The organism is Pseudomonas sp. VI4.1 (assembly GCF_002029345.1).
Classification (GTDB): domain Bacteria; phylum Pseudomonadota; class Gammaproteobacteria; order Pseudomonadales; family Pseudomonadaceae; genus Aquipseudomonas.
Genome location: NZ_MULM01000080.1, coordinates 1 through 19,413, shown reverse-complemented (window position 1 = coordinate 19,413; position 19,413 = coordinate 1). Strand labels below are relative to the sequence as shown.

The 19,413-nt window shown below is 62.0% G+C and carries 17 protein-coding genes and 4 pseudogenes; 1 reads left to right on the top strand and 20 read right to left on the bottom strand.

All coding sequences use genetic code 11. The annotated features are described in order from the left end of the window. Positions 1-32: 32 nt before the first annotated feature. From BZ163_RS35290 to flhA, 12 genes and pseudogenes are all read right to left on the bottom strand, one after another. Positions 33-146, bottom strand: a pseudogene (locus BZ163_RS35290) (outer membrane lipoprotein carrier protein LolA); the annotation flags it as partial. Position 147: 1 nt separating this feature from the next. Next, positions 148-936 carry a ParA family protein gene (locus BZ163_RS03070; RefSeq protein WP_128869741.1) on the bottom strand — a complete coding sequence of 263 codons (789 nt, stop codon included), beginning with the start codon at positions 934-936 and terminating at the stop codon, positions 148-150. 42 nt (positions 937-978) lie between these two features. Further along, complete coding sequence (gene motD, locus BZ163_RS03065) at positions 979-1,872, bottom strand: flagellar motor protein MotD (protein WP_128869740.1); 894 nt, start codon at positions 1,870-1,872, stop codon at positions 979-981. A 15-nt stretch (positions 1,873-1,887) separates the two neighbouring features. Then, positions 1,888-2,628 (bottom strand): flagellar motor protein, encoded by a 741-nt coding sequence (locus tag BZ163_RS03060; RefSeq protein ID WP_128869739.1) that lies wholly within the window; start codon positions 2,626-2,628, stop codon positions 1,888-1,890. Further along, positions 2,628-3,770, bottom strand: a pseudogene (locus BZ163_RS03055) (chemotaxis response regulator protein-glutamate methylesterase). The gene BZ163_RS03060 and the pseudogene BZ163_RS03055 overlap by 1 nt, the downstream one beginning before the upstream one ends. 50 nt (positions 3,771-3,820) lie before the next feature. Next, positions 3,821-6,084 (bottom strand): annotated as a pseudogene (locus BZ163_RS03050) (chemotaxis protein CheA). 23 nt (positions 6,085-6,107) lie between these two features. Then, positions 6,108-6,896, bottom strand: coding sequence for a protein phosphatase CheZ (locus tag BZ163_RS03045; protein ID WP_128869738.1), 789 nt, complete (start codon positions 6,894-6,896; stop codon positions 6,108-6,110). Positions 6,897-6,918: 22 nt separating this feature from the next. After that, positions 6,919-7,290 carry a chemotaxis response regulator CheY gene (locus BZ163_RS03040; protein ID WP_162493647.1) on the bottom strand — a complete coding sequence of 124 codons (372 nt, stop codon included), beginning with the start codon at positions 7,288-7,290 and terminating at the stop codon, positions 6,919-6,921. A gap of 168 nt (positions 7,291-7,458) precedes the next feature. Then, the gene (gene fliA, locus BZ163_RS03035; protein ID WP_128869737.1) at positions 7,459-8,199 is read right to left on the bottom strand and encodes an RNA polymerase sigma factor FliA; all 741 of its coding nucleotides are present in this window, start codon (positions 8,197-8,199) and stop codon (positions 7,459-7,461) included. After that, on the bottom strand, positions 8,196-9,026 hold the full coding sequence (fleN, locus tag BZ163_RS03030) for a flagellar synthesis regulator FleN (protein ID WP_007975361.1): 831 nt from the start codon (positions 9,024-9,026) through the stop codon (positions 8,196-8,198). The genes fliA and fleN overlap by 4 nt, the downstream gene beginning before the upstream one ends. 116 nt (positions 9,027-9,142) lie before the next feature. Further along, positions 9,143-10,474: a flagellar biosynthesis protein FlhF gene (flhF, locus tag BZ163_RS03025; protein WP_128869736.1), complete on the bottom strand. Its 1,332-nt coding sequence runs from the start codon at positions 10,472-10,474 to the stop codon at positions 9,143-9,145. An 11-nt stretch (positions 10,475-10,485) separates the two neighbouring features. Beyond that, complete coding sequence (gene flhA / locus BZ163_RS03020) at positions 10,486-12,615, bottom strand: flagellar biosynthesis protein FlhA (RefSeq protein ID WP_128869735.1); 2,130 nt, start codon at positions 12,613-12,615, stop codon at positions 10,486-10,488. A gap of 654 nt (positions 12,616-13,269) precedes the next feature. Here flhA and BZ163_RS03015 point away from each other — a divergent pair. Next, entirely contained in the window at positions 13,270-13,632 is a 363-nt protein-coding gene (locus tag BZ163_RS03015) for a DUF6124 family protein (RefSeq protein WP_128869734.1), read from the top strand. A gap of 159 nt (positions 13,633-13,791) precedes the next feature. Here BZ163_RS03015 and flhB read toward each other — a convergent pair whose 3' ends face one another. The 8 genes and pseudogenes from flhB to fliL all read right to left on the bottom strand — a co-directional run bounded on the left by flhB (position 13,792) and on the right by fliL (position 19,200). Continuing rightward, complete coding sequence (gene flhB, locus BZ163_RS03005) at positions 13,792-14,931, bottom strand: flagellar biosynthesis protein FlhB (protein WP_128869732.1); 1,140 nt, start codon at positions 14,929-14,931, stop codon at positions 13,792-13,794. A gap of 3 nt (positions 14,932-14,934) precedes the next feature. After that, entirely contained in the window at positions 14,935-15,717 is a 783-nt protein-coding gene (gene fliR, locus BZ163_RS03000) for a flagellar biosynthetic protein FliR (protein ID WP_128869731.1), read from the bottom strand. Positions 15,718-15,720: 3 nt separating this feature from the next. Next, the gene (gene fliQ / locus BZ163_RS02995) at positions 15,721-15,990 is read right to left on the bottom strand and encodes a flagellar biosynthesis protein FliQ (RefSeq protein ID WP_007948918.1); all 270 of its coding nucleotides are present in this window, start codon (positions 15,988-15,990) and stop codon (positions 15,721-15,723) included. Next, positions 15,987-16,745, bottom strand: a complete 759-nt coding sequence (gene fliP, locus BZ163_RS02990; protein WP_128869730.1) for a flagellar type III secretion system pore protein FliP — start codon at positions 16,743-16,745, stop codon at positions 15,987-15,989. The genes fliQ and fliP overlap by 4 nt, the downstream gene beginning before the upstream one ends. After that, the gene (fliO, locus tag BZ163_RS02985; protein ID WP_128869729.1) at positions 16,745-17,197 is read right to left on the bottom strand and encodes a flagellar biosynthetic protein FliO; all 453 of its coding nucleotides are present in this window, start codon (positions 17,195-17,197) and stop codon (positions 16,745-16,747) included. Before fliO ends, fliP begins: the two co-directional genes overlap by 1 nt. Further along, positions 17,198-17,653 (bottom strand): flagellar motor switch protein FliN, encoded by a 456-nt coding sequence (gene fliN / locus BZ163_RS02980; RefSeq protein WP_128869728.1) that lies wholly within the window; start codon positions 17,651-17,653, stop codon positions 17,198-17,200. Positions 17,654-17,722: 69 nt separating this feature from the next. Next, positions 17,723-18,690 (bottom strand): annotated as a pseudogene (fliM, locus tag BZ163_RS02975) (flagellar motor switch protein FliM). A gap of 9 nt (positions 18,691-18,699) precedes the next feature. Then, positions 18,700-19,200 carry a flagellar basal body-associated protein FliL gene (fliL, locus tag BZ163_RS02970; RefSeq protein ID WP_128869727.1) on the bottom strand — a complete coding sequence of 167 codons (501 nt, stop codon included), beginning with the start codon at positions 19,198-19,200 and terminating at the stop codon, positions 18,700-18,702. Between the last annotated feature and the right edge of the window lie 213 nt (positions 19,201-19,413).

Genomic DNA, 19,413 nt, shown 5'->3' with positions numbered 1-19,413 from the left:
GGTTTCCAGCGTTATCGTTGACGACCATCGCGAGCAAGCTTGCTCCTACAGCGAAGGAACCTGAGCGCGCCGCGCGGTGTCAGGTTTCCAGCGTTATCGTTGACGACCATCGCGAGCAAGCTTGCTCCTACAGGGCTCGGGCTCATCTCAGGCAACCTGCGGGACGAGTTGTGCCGCCAACAGGTGCTTGAGCAAGGCGCGATAAGCGAGGACGCCGCGGCTCTTGCCGTCGAATTGCGAAGGCGTCATGCCGGCAAGGCTGGCATCGCGCAAGCGGGTGTCGACCGGGATGTGGCCCTGCCAGATTTCCTCGGGGTACCTGTCGCGCAACAGCCGCAGCGTCCCGAGGGATGCCTGGGTGCGACGATCGAACAAGGTCGGCACGATGCTGTACGGCAGCGCCTGGTTGCGTGAGCGGTTGATCATCGTCAGGGTGCTGACCATGCGCTCCAGGCCTTTGACCGCCAGGTGCTCGGTCTGCACCGGGATCACCAGCTGCTGGCTCGCCGCCAAGGCATTGACCATCAGCACACCGAGCAACGGCGGGCTGTCGATCACGGCGTAATCGTAGTCCTGCCACAACTGCGCCAGGCTCTTGGCAATCACCAGGCCCAGGCCGCTCTGGCCCGGCGACTGGCGCTCGAGGGTCGCCAGGGCGGTGCTCGAGGGCAGCAGCGAAATGTGTTCATGGCTGGTGGACAACAACAGCTGACCGGGCAACCCCGCGGGCACGCTGCCCTTGTGCAGGAACAGGTCGTAGACGCTGTGTTCCAGCTTATCGGGGTCATAACCGAAGTAACTGGTCATGGAGCCGTGGGGGTCGAGATCGACCACGACCACGCGCTTGCCCGCCTCGGCCAGTAACCCGGCTAAAGCGATGGAGGAAGTGGTTTTACCGACACCACCCTTTTGATTGGCGACTGCCCAGACTCTCATTGGATTGTTCCTCCCGGCCGAGCGGCTCGACCGAGAAATAGCTCAGGGTATTAATGCGGGTGACGGAGAATTGACGGCACTCTCTCGTCCCGGCGACTTGATCGGGGTCGGTGCAGTTTGTGTGCCAGCACGCCTCAATGCGGCATCCGGTTTGGCATGGGCGGTTCCGGTGCCGGTCAGGCTGCGACGTATATCGAGATTTCGCGACACCACCAACACCACGCGACGGTTGCGCGCCCGCCCCTCGGCGGTCGCGTTATTGGCCACCGGCTGGAACTCACCGTAACCCACCGACGCCAGACGACCGGGGTTCACCCCCTGCATCGCCAGCATGCGCACGATGCTCGCCGACCGGGCCGAGGACAGCTCCCAGTTGGTCGGGTATTGCGCGGTGCGGATCGGTCGATCGTCGGTGAAACCTTCGACATGGATCGGGTTGTCGAACGGCTTCAGGATCGCCGCGACCTTGTCGATGATGCTGAACGCGATATCGCTGGGCATGGCGTCGCCGCTGCCGAACAACAGGCTGGAATTGAGCTCGATCTCCACCCACAGCTCATTGCCGCGCACGGTCATCTGGTTGGCGCTGATCAGGTCGCCGAACGCCGCGCTGATGTCAGCGCCGATGCTTTTCAGCGGATCGTTGGCGGCCGGGGCGATGCCCGCGTCGATCTGCTCGCTGTCCTTGACCAGCGGCTTGGCCGGGTTCATGGTCCTCGGTCGTTCGTCGCCGATGGGGATCGGCGTGAGCGCGCGATCGGCGTCGGTGAAGACGCCGATCAACGCTTCGGAAATAACCTTGTACTTGCCTTCGTTGATCGAAGAGATCGAGTACATCACCACGAAAAAGGCGAACAGCAAGGTGATGAAGTCCGCATAGGACACCAGCCAGCGTTCGCGATTAACGGGTTCTTCAGGTCGCCGGCGACGCGCCATTGTCCATGACCTCCCTCAATCCATGAAGCCGTGAAGCTTCAACTCGATCGAGCGAGGGTTTTCACCTTCGGCGATCGACAGGATGCCTTCCAGCAGCATTTCGCGGTATCGCGACTGGCGCAGGGCGACGGACTTGAGCTTGGCGGCAATCGGCAGCAGGACCAGGTTGGCACTGGCCACGCCATAGATGGTGGCGACGAAGGCCACGGCAATGCCGCTGCCCAATTGTGACGGATCGGCCAGGTTGCCCATGACGTGGATCAGGCCCATCACCGCACCGATGATGCCGATGGTCGGCGCGTAGCCGCCCATGCTTTCGAAGACTTTGGCGGCCTCGATGTCGCGGTTTTCCTGGGTGTAGAAATCCACTTCCAGAATGCTGCGGATCGATTCCGGCTCGATGCCGTCCACCAGCAGTTGCAGGCCTTTGCGCGAGTAGGTGTCGGGTTCGGCGTCGGCCACCCCTTCCAGGCCGAGCAGACCTTCCTTGCGTGCGGTCAGGCTCCAGCCCACCACGCGATCGATACCGCCGGCCAGGTCCAGCCGCGGCGGGAACAGGATCCAGACCAGAATCTGCAGGGCGCGCTTGAAGGCGCTCATCGGCGACTGCAGCAACGCCGCACCGACGGTCCCGCCGATGACAATCAATGCCGCCGGGCCGTTGGCCAATGCGCCGAGGTGACCGCCCTCAAGGTAGTTGCCGCCGATGATCGCGACGAACGCCAGGATGATCCCGATCAGGCTCAGAACATCCATCAGACACACGCCTCGACCAGGTGCCTGCCAATCTCGTCCAGGCCATACACCGCGTCGGCCAGTTCGGCTTTGACGATGGCCATCGGCATGCCGTAGATCACGCAGCTGGCTTCATCCTGAGCCCAGATCGAGCTGCCGCTCTGCTTGAGCAGGCGCGCCCCTTCGCGACCGTCGGCGCCCATGCCGGTCAACACCACCGCCAGAACTTTGTCGCCGTAGGACTTGGCCGCCGAACCGAAGGTGATGTCCACGCACGGCCGGTAGTTCAGGCGTTCGTCACCCGGGAGGATTTTCACCGCGCCACGCCCGTCGATCATCATCTGCTTGCCACCCGGGGCCAGCAGCGCGAGCCCCGGACGCGGCAGGTCGCCATCCTCGGCTTCCTTGACGCGGATGCGGCAGAGCTTGTCCAGACGCTCGGCAGAACGCCTTGGTGAAGGCCGCCGGCATGTGCTGGATCAACACGATCGGTGCCGGGAAGTTGGCCGGCAACTGGGTCAGCACCCGCTGCAGGGCCACCGGGCCGCCGGTGGACGTGCCGATCGCGACCAGTTTGTAGGCTTTACGCTTGGGCGCGGCGACGACGATGCCGGGGCGTACGCACGTGCCGGAACCGGAGCTGGAGCCGGTGCCGGTGCCGGTGCCGGACGCGCAGGCGCGCTGCTGCTATAACTGCTGACGCTGGAAGGCGCAGGCGTCGGCGCTGCGACCGGAGCCGGAGCGCTATAGGCGCCGACACGCCGGTTACTGCGCGAGATGCTCAGGATCTTCTCGCACAGCAGCTGCTTGACCTTCTCCGGGTTGCGCGAGATGTCTTCGAAATTCTTCGGCAGGAAATCCACCGCGCCGGCGTCCAGCGCATCCAGGGTGACCCGGGCGCCTTCATGGGTCAGCGAGGAAAACATCAACACCGGGGTCGGGCAGCGCTGCATGATGTGCCGCACGGCAGTGATGCCATCCATCATCGGCATCTCGTAGTCCATGGTGATCACGTCCGGCTTGAGGGCCAGTGCCTGATCGATCGCCTCTTTGCCGTTGGTCGCCGTGCCGACCACCTGGATATTCGGATCGGCTGCAAGAATTTCCGAGACGCGGCGGCGGAAAAACCCCGAATCGTCCACCACCAGGACTTTGACTGCCATAAACACTCCATATGGACGGAGCAAGGCTCAGTCGCCCCGCCCCGCCAGAATCAAATACGCCGCGTGGCGTAACGCTTGAGCATGCTCGGAACATCGAGAATCAGCGCGATGCGGCCGTCACCGGTGATGGTGGCGCCCGACATGCCCGGGGTTCCCTGGAGCATTTTGCCCAATGGCTTGATCACCACTTCTTCCTGGCCCACCAGTTGATCGACGACGAAGCCGATCCGCTGGGTGCCCACCGAAACGATCACCACATGGCCTTCGCGCTGCTCTTCGTAAGCGGCGGAGCGGACCAGCCAGCGCTTGAGGTAGAACAGTGGCAGCGCCTTGTCGCGCACGATCACCACTTCCTGGCCGTCCACCACGTTGGTGCGCGACAGGTCGAGGTGGAAGATCTCGTTGACGTTGACCAGCGGGAAGGCGAACGCCTGGTTGGCGAGCATGACCATCAGCGTCGGCATGATCGCCAGGGTCAGCGGCACCTTGATGACGATCTTCGAGCCCTGGCCCTTGGCCGAGTAGATGTTGATCGAACCGTTGAGCTGGGAGATCTTGGTTTTCACCACGTCCATGCCCACGCCACGACCCGACACGTCGGAGATCTCGGTCTTGGTCGAGAACCCCGGGGCGAAGATCAGGTTGTAGCACTCGGTGTCGCTCAGGCGCTCGGCCGCGTCCTTGTCCATCACCCCGCGTTTTACCGCGATGGCACGCAGGACGTGCGGGTCCATGCCTTTGCCGTCATCGGAGATCGACAGCAGGATGTGGTCGCCTTCCTGCTCGGCCGCCAGAATCACCCTGCCGCCACGGGACTTGCCCGCGGCTTCGCGTTCTTCCGGCGATTCGATGCCGTGGTCGACGGCGTTGCGCACCAAGTGCACCAGCGGATCGGCCAGGGCCTCGACGAGGTTCTTGTCGAGGTCGGTTTCTTCGCCGACCAGCTCCAGGTTGATCTCTTTCTTGAGCTGGCGCGCCAGGTCGCGAACCAGGCGCGGGAAGCGTCCGAAGACCTTCTTGATCGGTTGCATCCGGGTCTTCATGACCGCGGTTTGCAGGTCGGCCGTGACCACATCGAGGTTGGACACGGCCTTGGACATGGCCTCATCGGCGCTGTTGGCGCCCAGGCGAACCAGGCGGTTTCGTACCAGCACCAACTCGCCGACCATGTTCATGATTTCATCGAGCCGCGCGGTGTCGACCCGCACGGTCGTCTCGGCTTCGCTGGCGTGTTTCTCGGCCGGCGGCGCCACCGGGGCACGCGCAGGCGCCGGGGCGGCCTTCACGGCTTCGGCTTGTGGCCCGGGAGCTTGTGGCTCGACGGCTTTGGCGACCGGTTTGGGCACTGCAGCCTTGGCGACCGGTGTGGCCACCGATGCACTGCACCGGCAGCGGTGCCGATTTCAGAAAACTTGCCTTTGCCGTGCAGCTCGTCGAGCAGCGCTTCGAACTCGTGATCGGAGATCAGTTCGCTGCCCACCGCTGCGGCCATTGGCGCCGCCGGGACTGGAGCCGCAGCGATCGCCGATTCCAGCGCCTCGACCGCGAAGTTGCCCTTGCCGTGCAGTTGATCGAGCAGTGCTTCGAACTCTTCGTCGGTGATGTCGGAGCTGTCGCCTGCCGCTTTCGGCGCGGCCGCTGCGGCGGGCACTGCTGGCGCTGTGGGCGCAACCACGGCGTCGACGGCGAACCGGCCTTTACCGTGCAATTGATCGAGCAATGACTCGAACTCGGCATCGGTGATTTCGTCGCTGACCGGCGCAGTGTTGCTGACCGGTGCCGGAACGGAAGGCGCCGCCTCGGCCCGCGCCTTGATCGCGTTCAGCGAGTCCAGCAGTTGTTCGAATTCATTGTCGGTGATGTCATCCGGCACGCTGTCAGCCACAGGCGCCACGGCGGCAACCGGTGCCGCTGCGTCAGCCGATTGCGGCTCGGCCAGACGCGCCAGGGCCGCCAGCAACTCAGGCGTGGCGGCCGTGACCGGGCTGCGTTCGCGGACCTCGGTGAACATGCCGTTCACCGCGTCCAGGGCTTCAAGAACCACGTCCATCAATTCCGAGTCGACGCGACGCTCACCCTTGCGCAGGATGTCGAACACGTTCTCGGCGATGTGACAGCACTCCACCAGCTCGTGGAGCTGGAGGAAGCCGGCGCCTCCTTTTACAGTGTGAAAACCGCGAAAAATTGCATTGAGCAAGTCCGCATCATCCGGTCGGCTTTCAAGCTCGACCAGTTGTTCGGACAGCAGCTCTAGAATCTCGCCGGCTTCAACCAGGAAATCCTGAAGGATCTCTTCATCGGCGCCGAAGCTCATTAATGGGGTGCTCCTAACAGGTCTTAAAATCCAAGGCTGGAAAGCAAATCGTCCACATCGTCCTGACCGGACATGACGTCTTCTCTTTTATCGGCATGAATCTGCGGACCTTCACCCTGAGAGAGCTGTTTTTGCGGATCTTTTTCTGCCCGCATCGCTTCACGGTCATGTTCGATGCCCGCAAAGCGGTCCACCTGGCTGGCCATCAGCACGAGTTTGAGCAGATTGCTTTCAACTTCGGTGACCAATTGAGTCACACGCTTGATCACTTGACCGGTGAGGTCCTGATAATCCTGGGCGAGCAGGATATCGTTGAGGTTGCTCGACACAATGCGGTTGTCGGCACTGCTGCGTGTCAGGAAACCGTCGACCCGCCGGGCCAGTTCGCGGAACTCTTCAGCCCCGACTTCACGACGCATGAACCGTCCCCAGTCCGTGCTCAGCGCCTGGGCTTCCTGGCTCAGGCTGTTGACCAGCGGCGTGGCGTTCTCTACCAGGTCCATGGTGCGGTTGGCCGCGGCCTCGGTCAGCCTGACCACATAGCCCAGGCGCTCGGTGGCGTCCGTGATCTGGGACACTTCCTCGGCTTGCGGCATGTGCGGGTCAATCTGGAAATTGACGATCGCGTTATGCAACTCGCGGGTGAGCTTGCCCACCTCCTGATACAGGCCGCGGTCACGGGTCTGGTTGAGCTCATGGATCAGTTGCACCGCGTCGCCGAACTTGCCTTTTTCAAGGCTTGCGACCAGTTCGACCGCGTGTTTTTTCAGGGTCGATTCGAAATCGCCCTGTGAAGATTCTTTTTGCTCCATAGCTCCCCCGTGGCGCCGTTGCTCAACCAATGCGTTCGAAAATCTTCTCGATTTTTTCTTTCAACGCCTGGGCCGTGAAGGGTTTGACCACATAGCCGTTGACACCGGCCTGGGCCGCTTCGATGATCTGCTCGCGCTTGGCTTCAGCGGTCACCATCAGCACCGGCAGGTGCTTGAGCTTTTCATCGGCACGCACGTGGCGCAGCAGATCGATGCCGGTCATGCCAGGCATGTTCCAGTCGGTGACCAGAAAGTCGATGCTGCCGCTGTTGAGCATCGGAATGGCCGTGGTGCCATCATCCGCCTCGACCGTGTTGGTGAACCCAAGGTCACGCAACAGGTTTTTAATGATCCGCCGCATCGTTGAGAAGTCATCAACGATGAGGATTTTCATGTTCTTGTCCAATTCGACCTCCAAGCAGTCTTAAACGCGCCCAGCACCTGGACGCGCCATTTCAATCAATCCGGCGATGCACTCGATGACTGTCTGGAACACAACAGATCGCGACCGGCGCAGTTGAACACCGCACCAGCCACGTTCGCAGTGTCCCCAACACTGCCTTCAGCGCGCTCGCCACTCCCCCAAACGCGCCCGCAAACGGGCCGCGCACTGGCTGTGTAACTGGCTGACCCGGGATTCGCTGACCCCCAGGACCTCGCCGATTTCCTTGAGATTGAGCTCTTCGTCGTAGTACAGCGCCAACACCAGTCGCTCACGCTCAGGCAAATTGGCAATCGCGTCCGCCAGCGCCGCCTGGAAGCGTTCATCTTCCAGATCGCGCGACGGCTCCGGATGTGCACTCGCGCCGTCCTCGTGCAGCCCTTCGTGTTCGCCGTCCTGCAACAGATCGTCGAAACTGAATAACCGGCTGCCCAGGGTGTCGTTCAAAATCCCGTAATAATCGTCGAGACTCAATTGGAGTTCGGCCGCAACTTCGTGATCTTTAGCGTCGCGACCGGTTTTAGCTTCAATCGAGCGAATCGCGTCGCTGACCATGCGGGTATTGCGGTGGACCGAACGGGGCGCCCAGTCCCCCTTGCGCACCTCATCGAGCATCGCGCCGCGGATTCGGATGCCCGCGTACGTCTCGAAGCTGGCGCCTTTGCTGGCGTCATATTTGGTCGACACTTCCAGCAGGCCGATCATCCCGGCCTGGATCAGGTCTTCGACCTGGACACTGGCCGGCAGACGCGCCAGCAAGTGGTAAGCAATGCGTTTGACCAGTGGCGCGTAACGCTCGATCAGCTCGTACTGCACGTCACGCGCCGACTGCTTGTAAAAGTTGTAGCCACTGGCTGTCATAGCACCGGTCCTGCGGTTTGTTGCACCAGGCGTTCGACGAAAAACTCCAGGTGCCCGCGGGGGTTGGCCGGCAACGGCCAGGTATCGACCTTCTGTGCAATGGCCTTGAAGGCCAGGGAGCACTTGGATCGCGGGAAGGCTTCATAGACGGCGCGCTGCTTCTGCACGGCCTTGCGCACGCTTTCGTCGTACGGCACGGCGCCGACGTATTGCAAGGCGACGTCGAGGAAGCGATCCGTGACCTTGGTCAGCTTGGCGAACAGGTTGCGACCTTCCTGCGGGCTCTGGGCCATGTTGGCCAGGACGCGGAAGCGGTTCATCCCGTAATCGCGGTTGAGCAGCTTGATCAGGGCGTAGGCGTCGGTGATCGAGGTCGGTTCGTCGCAGACCACCAGCAACACTTCCTGGGCGGCGCGCACGAAACTGACGACCGACTCGCCAATGCCCGCCGCGGTGTCGATCACCAAGACGTCGAGGTTATCGCCGATATCGCTGAAGGCCTGGATCAGGCCGGCATGTTGCGCCGGGCTCAGATGCACCATGCTCTGCGTGCCGGACGCGGCCGGGACGATACGAATGCCGCCGGGGCCTTGCAACAGAACGTCGCGCAGCTCGCAGCGGCCTTCGATCACGTCGGCCAGGGTCCGTTTCGGTGTCAGTCCCAGCAGGACGTCGACGTTCGCCAGCCCCAGATCGGCGTCCAGCAGCATGACTCGCCGGCCGAGCTCCGCTAGAGCCAGGGACAAGTTCACTGACACGTTAGTTTTCCCGACGCCACCTTTGCCGCCGGTCACCGCGATCACCTGTACGGGATGCATGCTGCCCATGTTATTTCTTTACCTTGTCTTGCATAGACGGAGGCCACATTACTGGCTGCGCGTTCACCAACGGAACAATGCATGGCAGACCATCGATGTAGGTACAAAAACTATTCATTAATACCTCAGCCGACCCGCTTGGTCGGGCTGTGATAAATATCAGCGAACATATCAGCCATGGCTTCCTCGCTAGGTTCTTCCTGCATTTGCACGCTTACTGCGCGGCTGACCAACTGATGACGCCGCGGCAGATGCAAATCATCGGGAATCCGCGGGCCATCGGTCAGGTAAGCCACCGGCAAATCATGGCTGATGGCCAGGCTCAACACCTCGCCCAGGCTGGCCGTTTCATCCAGTTTAGTCAGGATGCAGCCGGCGAGCCCGCAGCGCTTGTAACTGTGATAAGCGGCCGTCAGCACCTGTTTCTGGCTGGTGGTGGCCAGGACCAGATAATTTTTTGACTTGATGCCGCGCACGGCCAGGCTTTCGAGCTGCATGCGCAATGCCGGGTCGCTGGCCTGCAGGCCGGCGGTATCGATCAGCACCACACGCTTGCGCAGCAAGGGATCGAGCGCCTGCACCAACGATTGCCCCGGGTCGACGTGCGTCACCGGCACATTGAGGATGCGGCCGAGGGTCTTGAGCTGTTCCTGGGCACCGATCCGGTAGCTGTCCATGCTCACCAGCGCGATATGCTGCGCGCCGTACTTGAGCACGTAACGGGCCGCGAGTTTGGCCAGGGTGGTGGTCTTGCCCATGCCCGCAGGGCCGACCATGGCAATCACACCGCCCTCTTCCAAGGGTTCGATCTCCGGTATGTTGATCATCCGCGCCAGGTGCGCCAGCAACATGCGCCAGGCCTGACGGGGCTCTTCGATGTCGGGAATCATGTCCAGCAGATCCCGGGACAACGGGCCGGACAGACCGATGCGCTGCATGCGCCGCCAGAGGCTGGCCTGGGCCGGACGGCTGCCTTGCAGCTGGTTCCAGGCCAGGGAGCCGAGTTGCACTTCCATCAGTTCGCGCAGGCTGTTGAGCTCGAAACGCATCGAGTCGAACGCACGTGGGTCGACGCCCCCGGATGCAGGCGCGGCAGGCGCGGGTTCAGGGCGCGCAGGCTCGGCGAAAGTCGGTTCGACCAGTGGCTCGGCGGCAGTCAATGGCAGGCCGGCGAACAACTGGCGATTGGTGCCCTTGTCGCTCTCGCCTTCGCTGCGCAGGCTCAGTTCGGCCTGGGCGGTGACGATCCGCGACTGGGTCTTGCGCAGCTCGTCTTCGAGCTCCATGTTCGGCACGCGCGGCGCCAGCGCCGACAGCTTGTAATCCAGGGCAGCCGTCAGCTCGACACCACCGGCGATCCGGCGGTTGCCGATGATGGCGGCGTCAGCGCCCAGTTCATCACGAACCAGCTTCATGGCCTGACGCATATCGGCGGCGAAAAAACGCTTAACTTGCATGAACCCTTACCTCAGCCGTTGGGCCCTACTGTCGCAACGATGGTCACTTGCTTGTTGTCAGGGATTTCCTGATACGCCAACACATGCAAACCCGGGACGGCGAGTCGGCCAAATCGCGAGAGCATCGCGCGAACCGGGCCGGCTACCAGCAGAATCACCGGTTGACCTTGCATTTCCTGGCGCTGCGCCGCTTCGATCAACGAACGCTGCAGCTTTTCAGCCATGCTTGGTTCCAGCAGAACACCCTCTTCCGAGCCTTGTCCCGCCTTCTGCAGACTATTGAGCAATATCTGTTCCAACCTTGGCTCCAGCGTGATCACTGGCAGCTCGGAGTCAGTGCCTACAATGCTTTGGACGATTGCGCGGGACACGCCAACCCGCACGGCAGCCACCAGCGCGGCGGTATCTTGACTCTTGGCCGCGTTGTTCGCGATGGCCTCGGCAATGCTGCGAATGTCCCGCACCGGCACCTGTTCGGCCAGCAATGCCTGCAACACCTTGAGCAACTGCGACAGCGAAACCACGCCCGGCACCAGCTCTTCGGCCAGTTTTGGCGAGCTTTTTGCCAGCAATTGCATGAGTTGTTGCACTTCTTCGTGGCCGATCAGCTCACTGGAGTGCTTGTACAGAATCTGGTTCAAGTGGGTTGCCACCACGGTACTGGCGTCGACCACGGTGTAACCGAGGGATTGCGCCTGGGCACGCTGGCTGACTTCGATCCAGACCGCTTCCAGGCCAAAAGCCGGATCTTTGGCGTTTATGCCGTTCAACGTACCGTAGACCTGCCCCGGGTTGATCGCCAGCTCCCGATCCGGGTAAATCTCCGCTTCGGCCAGGATCACCCCCATCAGGGTCAGGCGATAGGCGCTCGGCGCCAGGTCGAGGTTGTCACGGATATGCACCGTCGGCATGAGGAAGCCGAGGTCCTGGGACAGCTTCTTGCGCACGCCCTTGATTCGCGCCAGCAACTGCCCACCCTGGTTGCGATCCACCAGCGGAATCAGGCGGTAGCCGACTTCCAGGCCGATCATGTCGATCGGGGTGACGTCGTCCCAGCCCAGCTCCTTGGTTTCCTGGGCGCGGGCCGGCGATGGCAGCAGCTCCTGCTGACGCTGCACCTCTTGCAGGGCCTGCACCTTGACCGTGTTCTGCTTCTTCCAGAACAGGTACGCGCCGCCGCCGGCCAGGGCCGCCATGCTGAGAAAGGAGAAGTGCGGCATGCCCGGCACCAGGCCCATCACCGCCATCAGACCGGCCGCGACCGCCAAGGCTTTCGGCGAGGCGAACATCTGGCGATTGATCTGCTTGCCCATGTCTTCGGAACCGGACGCACGGGTCACCATGATCGCGGCAGCTGTCGATAACAACAGTGATGGCAATTGCGCCACCAAACCGTCACCGATGGTCAACAACGCGTAGACCTTGCCGGCGTCGCCGAAGGTCATGCCGTGCTGGAAGATCCCGACCGCCATGCCGCCGATCAGGTTGATGAACAGGATCAACAGGCCGGCGATGGCGTCACCGCGCACGAACTTGCTGGCACCGTCCATGGAACCGTAGAACTCGGCTTCCTGGGCCACTTCGGAACGTCGGGCCTTGGCCTGGTTCTGGTCGATCAAACCGGCGTTCAAGTCGGCGTCGATCGCCATCTGCTTACCGGGCATGGCATCGAGGGTGAAACGCGCGCTCACCTCGGAAATCCGCCCGGCACCCTTGGTCACCACGACGAAGTTGATGATCATCAAGATCGCGAAGACCACGATACCGACCACGTAGTTACCGCCGATCACCACCTCGCCGAAGGCCTGGATCACCTTGCCGGCGGCGGCGTGGCCGTCCTGGCCGTGGAGCATCACCACCCGCGTCGAGGCCACGTTCAACGCCAGCCGCAGCAGCGTCGCCACCAGCAGGATGGTCGGGAACACCGCGAAATCCAGCGGGCGCAAGGCGTAGACGCAGACCAGCAGGACGACGATGGACAAGGCGATGTTGAACGTGAAAAACACGTCCAGCAGGAACGGCGGCATCGGCAACATCATCATCGCCAGCATGACCAGCAACAACAACGGCACGCCCAGATTGCCCCGACTCAGGTCGGCAACGTTCGTGCGAGCAGTGTTGAGTAACTGAGAGCGATCCACCGGTTTTTCCCCGTGCCTTTGAAGCAAACTTTTGACGCCAGGTGCAGGCGTAGAGGGGGTACTGCAAGAAACCTTCCAACTTTTGCGGAGGGTTGAAACAGAGGGGTTTGATCGGGATTTTTTAGTGTCAGGGCCGACCTCTTCGCGGGCAAGCCCGCTCCCACAAGGTTCTGTGTCGACCGGTGACTTTGCGTTAATCCCCGATCCTGTGGGAGCCGGGCTTGCCCGCGATGAGGCCGGCACTGCTGCCACCCATCTCCCGGCAAATACAAAATCTGAGCGGCTGAAGGCTGCGATCTTTTGATCTTAAACATCCGTGTTTAAACGACATCTCCAGACACTTACAGAGCCTACACATTCTTGCGCCGCAGCCTACGACTGCATCAGAATCCGCCGGCTTGTGCGCCTGAGGGCCGGGCTCTATCGTTTCACGGTCGCTGAAAAAACAGCGATCGGGTTTGGTAGCCCGGTAGACTTCTTGCGTAGCACACCTGAAGCAGGCCTTGCGGTTTTGTCTTTATGGTGGCCATGCGCAGGGCGCTTTCGGGCGCGCCGGTTTTCCAAGTCACCGGTCTACCAACCCGCGTATGGCCACCACCACTTCGTTTGGTAGCGAGGGTGATGGCTCCTCTTTTCTGATTTGGAGTTCCATCCATGTTCAAAGTAACGCCCAACCCGCCGCAAACCGATGCCGTTTCCCCAGACACCTCGATCGACTCGCAAAAACTCCACGAAGCCGCCGACCGCGCCCTCGATGAGTACATCAATCTATCCGCCCGCATAAACGCCACGGAGCGCAAGCCCAGCACGATGTTTGTGATTGCGCCCGGCATCGACACCGAAAGCCTGTTGGCCCATGCCTGCGAGTCGCTGGCGTCGGCCAGGGTCGTGGCGGATGACTTTGCTGCAGGGCTGAAAGGTTCTCAGCGCCATACGATGCTGGCCATTTCGCAGATGATCATGCTCGGCGAATTGGCGGTGAATCGCGCGCTGGATAACCTCGATCCGCAGGGTTAGACAGAGTGATGCGGGCTTGAGTCAAAGCGCAATCCCTGTGGGAGCGGGCTTGCTCGCGAAGAGGGAGCGTCAGGCGGCACTGATTGCGCCTGACACTCCGCTTTCGCGAGCAAGCCCGCTCCCACAGGTTTTTGTGTATGGCTGACTGTTTGGGGCTGGTCAGGAATCGCGGCGCAGGTCCGGCGGAATCGGCAGGTCATCCTTGAGCGGATCCGGGCGTTTGCCCTTGCCTGCGCGGTGCTGGCGGATCTGGTAGACGTAGGCCAATACCTGCGCGACGGCCAGATACAGCCCGCCCGGGATCTCTTGCTCAAGCTCGGTGGAGTAGTAGATCGACCGCGCCAGCGCCGGGGATTCGAGCAGCATCACCTCGTTGGCCACGGCAATCTCGCGCATCTTCAACGCGAGGAAATCACTGCCCTTGGCCACCAGCGTCGGCGCCCCGCCTTTGTCCGGGTCGTATTTGAGCGCCACGGCGTAGTGGGTCGGGTTGGTGATGACCACATCGGCATCAGGGATTGCCGCCATCATCCGCCGCTGCGACATTTCGCGCTGCAACTGGCGAATCCGTTGCTTGACCTCCGGCCGCCCTTCCTGGTCCTTGTGCTCGTCGCGAATTTCCTGCTTGGTCATCTTCAGTTTCTTGGCGGTTTCCCACAGCTGCACCGGCACGTCCACCGCGGCGATGATGATCAGGCCGCAGGCCATCCATAACGTGCTCCAGCCGACCACTTGCAGGCTATGGATGATCGCCATGTCCAGCGGTTCATGGGCGATGCGCAGCAGGTCGTCGATGTCCGAGGACAACACCGCCAGCGCCACGAACAGGATGATGAAAAACTTGGCCAGGGCCTTGAGCAGTTCCACCACGGCCTTGGCCGAGAACATGCGCTTGAGGCCGGCGCCGGGGTTCATCCGGCTGAACTTGGGCGCCATGGTGCCGGCGGAGAACAACCAGCCGCCCAGGGAAATCGGACCGATCACCGCCGCCAGCAACAAGGTGATCATTACCGGCTGGATCGCCAGCAAGGCAATCAGCCCCGAGTGCAGCAGGTAGGTGCCCATGGCGCCCTGGTCCAGCACCACCTCCCGCGGCAGCGTGAAGTTCATGCGCATCAGTTCCATCAGTTCCTGGGCCAGTGCACCGCCGAAAATCAGCAGTGCGCTGGCACCGGCGAGCATGATCGCCAGGGTGTTGAGTTCCTTGGAGCGGGCAATCTCGCCCTTCTCCCGGGCGTCCTTTTTCTTTTTCTCCGTGGGGTCTTCTGTTTTGTCCTGACCGCTTTCGCTCTCTGCCATGACTCAGCGCGCCCGTGCCAGTTCGCGTAACCACTGCAAGGCCTCGGAGGCCAGCGGTTGATACTGATTGATGATGTCTGCCAGCCCGACCCAGACGATGAACAGCCCGAGCACCAGGGTCAGCGGGAAACCGATGGAGAAGATGTTCAGCTGCGGCGCCGCCCGGGTCATCACGCCAAACGCGATGTTGACCACCAGCAACGCGGTGATCGCCGGCAGCACCAGCAACAGCGCCGCCCCCAGGACCCAGCCGAGCTTGCCGGCCAGGTCCCAGAAATGATTGACCACCAACCCGCTGCCGACCGGCAAGGTGGTGAAGCTTTCAGTGAGGATTTCGAACACCACCAGGTGGCCGTTCATGGACAGGAACAGCAGCGTGACCAGCATGGTGAAGAACTGCCCGATCACCGCCACCGAGACGCCGTTGGTGGGGTCGACCATCGAGGCGAAGCCCATGCCCATCTGAATGGAAACGATCTGCCCGGCAATGACGAAGGCCTGGAAAAACAGCTGCAAGGCGAACCCCAGCACCGCGCCGATCAGGATCTGCTCGGCAATCAGCAGCAGCCCGCTCAAGTCCAGCGCATTGACCGGCGGCATCGGCGGCAGGCCCGGGACGATCACCACCGTGATGGCCAGCGCGAAGTACAGGCGCACGCGCAGGGGCACCAGGGTCGTGCCCACGATCGGCATCACCATCAGCAGCGCCCCCACGCGAAACAGCGGCAACATGAACGTCGCCACCCACGTGCTGATCTGGGTATCGGTCAGCTGCAGCAGCGACATGGTCTAGCCGATGACCTGGGGAATACTGCCGTACAACTGCAGGATGTATTCCATGAAGGTCTGCACCAGCCACGGGCCGGCGACGATCAGCGTCACCAGCATCACCAGCAGGCGCGGCAAAAAGCTCAGGGTCTGTTCGTTGATCTGGGTGGCGGCCTGGAACATCGCCACCAGCAGGCCCACCAGCAGACTCGGGATCACCAGCACGGCCACCATCATCGTGGTCAGCCACAGCGCTTCGCGGAAGATGTCGACCGCCACTTCCGGGGTCATGGCGACACACCGCCGAAGCTGCTGGCCAAGGTGCCGATGATCAACGCCCAGCCATCCACCAGCACGAACAGCATGATCTTGAACGGCAGGGAAATGATCAGCGGCGACAGCATCATCATGCCCATGGCCATCAACACACTGGCCACGACCAGGTCGATGATCAGGAAAGGAATGAAGATCATGAAGCCGATCTGGAACGCGGTTTTCAGCTCAGAGGTGACAAAGGCCGGTACCAGAATGGTCAACGGCGCCTGATCCGGCGAAGCGATGTCGGTGCGCTTGGACAGGCGCATGAACAGCTCCAGATCGCTGCTGCGGGTCTGGGCCAGCATGAAGTCCTTGATCGGCACCTGGGCCTTGGCCACGGCATCCTGGGCCGAGAGTTTTTCCGCCAGGTAGGGTTGCAAGGCATCCTGATTCACCCGGTCGAACACCGGCGCCATGATGAACAGGGTCAGGAACAGCGCCATGCCCGTGAGGATCTGGTTCGACGGCGTCTGCTGCAGGCCCAGGGCCTGGCGCAGGATCGAGAAGACGATGATGATCCGGGTGAAACTGGTCATCAGCATGACGAACGCCGGGATGAAACTCAGCGCGGTCATGATCAACAGGATCTGCAGGCTGACCGAGTATTCCTGAGCACCCTCGGCATTGGTGCCCAGGGTAATTGCCGAGATCGACAACGGGTCGGCGGCGAACGCCAGCGGCGCGGCCAGCATCAGGGCCAGCGTCAAGACGATACGTAACGCAGCCATTACTGCTTATCCTTCTGATCCTTGCCCATCAGCTCCATCAGGCGCAGGGCAAATTCGGGCGTGGTCTTCTCGGTGCTCGGCACCTGCACCGGCTCCTTGAGCACATGCAAGGCGGTGATGCTGCCGGGGCTGAGGCCGAGCAGAATCTGCTCGTTGCCGACCTGCACCAGCATTAGCCGGTCCCGCGGGCCGAGTGCGCGGGAACCGATCAGCTCGATCACCTGCCCCTTGCCGGCCGGCCCGGCCTGCTGCACCCGGCGCAGCAGCCAGGCGAGGAAGAAAATCAACCCCAGCACCAGCAGCAGGCCGAACACCAGCTGGGTCAATTGCCCGGCCACGCCGCTGCTGACCGCCGGTGCCGCCGTCGTGGCAGCAGCCACCGGCTCGGCCGCCAGCACATTGAACGGCAAGGCCAGCGCTGCCCCTAGAAGAACCCCAAGAAGCTTTTTCACTCAGCGCAGCTTCTTGATGCGTTCGCTTGGGCTGATCACGTCGGTCAGGCGGATGCCGAACTTCTCGTTGACCACCACCACTTCGCCATGGGCGATGAGCGTGCCGTTGACCAGGACGTCCAGCGGCTCACCGGCCAGGCGATCGAGCTCGATCACCGAACCCTGGTTGAGTTGCAGCAGGTTGCGGATACTGATATCGGTGCTGCCGACTTCCATGGAGATCGACACCGGGATATCGAGGATCACGTCCAGGTTCGGCCCGTCCAGGGTGACCGGATTGGTGTTTTTCGGCACGCCGCCGAACTCTTCCATCCGCAGGCGGTTGGATGACGAATTGACCGCATCGGCGGCCAGCAAGGCGTCGATGTCGTCCTGCCCGTCACCGGCTTCTTCGAGGGCCGCAGCCCATTCATCAGCCAGCGCCTGGTCGTCCTGGGTATGCATATCGTTAGCCATCATGTGTCCTCGGCGTGCACCCCTTTCAACGGGATGCCGTCAGTTAAAAGCGAATGTGCTGCGCGCCGGTCAACGGCGCTCGATCGGCTCGATCACCTGCAACGCGAGGTTGCCTTTGTGCGAGCCCATCTTGACCTTGAACGCAGGCACGCCATTGGCGCGCATGATCATTTCTTCCGGCATCTCGACCGGGATAATGTCCCCCGGCTGCATGTGCAGGATGTCCCGCAGGCGCAACTGGCGACGGGCAACCGTGGCCCCGATCGGCACGTCGACATCCAGCACGTCCTGGCGCAGGGCGTTGACCCAGCGCTCGTCCTGATCGTCGAGGTCCGACTGGAAGCCGGCATCGAGCATTTCGCGCACCGGCTCGATCATCGAATAGGGCATGGTCACGTGCAGGTCGCCGCCGCCGCCATCGAGTTCGATGTGGAAGGTCGACACCACCACGGCCTCGCTCGGGCCGACGATGTTGGCCATGGCCGGGTTCACTTCCGAGTTGATGTACTCGAAGTTGACTTCCATGATCGCCTGCCAGGCTTCCTTCAAATCGACGAAGGCCTGCTCGAGCACCATGCGCACCACGCGCAGTTCGGTCGGGGTGAACTCTCGCCCTTCGATCTTGGCGTGACGGCCGTCGCCGCCGAAGAAGTTGTCCACCAGCTTGAACACCAGCTTGGCGTCGAGGATGAACAGCGCGGTGCCGCGCAACGGTTTGATCTTGACCAGGTTGAGGCTGGTCGGCACGTACAGCGAGTGCACGTATTCGCCGAACTTCATCACCTGCACTCCACCGACGGCGACATCCGCCGAGCGGCGCAGCAGGTTGAACATGCTGATGCGGGTGTAGCGGGCGAAGCGTTCGTTGATCATCTCCAGGGTCGGCATGCGTCCACGGACGATGCGATCCTGGCTGGTCAGGTCATAGCTTTTGACGGTGCCGGGTTCGCAGCGATATCGGCCTGTACCAGGCCATCGTCGACACCGTGCAACAGCGCGTCGATCTCATCCTGGGACAGCAGGTCCTGCACGGCCATGTCGTGTTCCTACTGCAGTACGAAATTAGTGAACAGCAATTGTTCGATGACCACTTTGCCGAGTTCTTTGTGCGCCACTTCCTGGACGCTGGCCGTGGCTTTCTGCCGCAACATTTCCTGGCCGACCGGCGAGGCCAGGGTGGCGAAGTCCTGCCCGGAGAACAGCATGACCAGGTTATTGCGGATCACCGGCATGTGCGCCTTGAGTGCTTCCAGATCGGCCTGGTCGCGGCCGAGCATGGTGATGCTCACCTGCATGTAGCGCTGACGGCCGTTCTGGTTGTAGTTGGCAATGAAGGCCGGCAGCAGGGGCACGAAAATCGCCGGCTGCTTGCCGCTGTCCACGGTTTGCGGCGCGGCGACCGGCGTGCTCCGGGGGCTGTGCATGAAGTACCAGGTGGCCCCCACGGACAAGCCGATCGCCAGCAGCAGGGCAACCACTGTCACGATGATCAGCTTGATCTTGCGTTTGGTTGCGGGGTCTTTAACCGCGTCTTCGCTATTCGCCATGCCAATAATCCGTCACTAATCGGGGTTTCACAGTTGCAGGCTTGGCAAGAGCAAGTGTTATGCCATGTAGGAGCTGGCTTGCCAGCGAAGGCGGTGTGTCAGTCAACATGTGTATCAGCTGACACACCGCACGCCCCCTGTAGGAGCTGGCTTGCCAGCGAAGGCGGTGTGTCAGTCGATACATGTATTGGCTGTATACCGTCTTCGCTGGCA

Coding starts and splice junctions, on each gene's coding strand:
- BZ163_RS03070 (WP_128869741.1), bottom strand. CDS start 936: ATGAGAGTCTGGGCAGTCGCCAATCAAAAGGGTGGTGTCGGTAAAACC.
- motD (WP_128869740.1), bottom strand. CDS start 1,872: ATGGCGCGTCGCCGGCGACCTGAAGAACCCGTTAATCGCGAACGCTGG.
- BZ163_RS03060 (WP_128869739.1), bottom strand. CDS start 2,628: ATGGATGTTCTGAGCCTGATCGGGATCATCCTGGCGTTCGTCGCGATC.
- BZ163_RS03045 (WP_128869738.1), bottom strand. CDS start 6,896: ATGGAGCAAAAAGAATCTTCACAGGGCGATTTCGAATCGACCCTGAAA.
- BZ163_RS03040 (WP_162493647.1), bottom strand. CDS start 7,290: ATGAAAATCCTCATCGTTGATGACTTCTCAACGATGCGGCGGATCATT.
- fliA (WP_128869737.1), bottom strand. CDS start 8,199: ATGACAGCCAGTGGCTACAACTTTTACAAGCAGTCGGCGCGTGACGTG.
- fleN (WP_007975361.1), bottom strand. CDS start 9,026: ATGGGCAGCATGCATCCCGTACAGGTGATCGCGGTGACCGGCGGCAAA.
- flhF (WP_128869736.1), bottom strand. CDS start 10,474: ATGCAAGTTAAGCGTTTTTTCGCCGCCGATATGCGTCAGGCCATGAAG.
- BZ163_RS03015 (WP_128869734.1), top strand. CDS start 13,270: ATGTTCAAAGTAACGCCCAACCCGCCGCAAACCGATGCCGTTTCCCCA.
- flhB (WP_128869732.1), bottom strand. CDS start 14,931: ATGGCAGAGAGCGAAAGCGGTCAGGACAAAACAGAAGACCCCACGGAG.
- fliR (WP_128869731.1), bottom strand. CDS start 15,717: ATGTCGCTGCTGCAGCTGACCGATACCCAGATCAGCACGTGGGTGGCG.
- fliQ (WP_007948918.1), bottom strand. CDS start 15,990: ATGACCCCGGAAGTGGCGGTCGACATCTTCCGCGAAGCGCTGTGGCTG.
- fliP (WP_128869730.1), bottom strand. CDS start 16,745: ATGGCTGCGTTACGTATCGTCTTGACGCTGGCCCTGATGCTGGCCGCG.
- fliN (WP_128869728.1), bottom strand. CDS start 17,653: ATGGCTAACGATATGCATACCCAGGACGACCAGGCGCTGGCTGATGAA.
- fliL (WP_128869727.1), bottom strand. CDS start 19,200: ATGGCGAATAGCGAAGACGCGGTTAAAGACCCCGCAACCAAACGCAAG.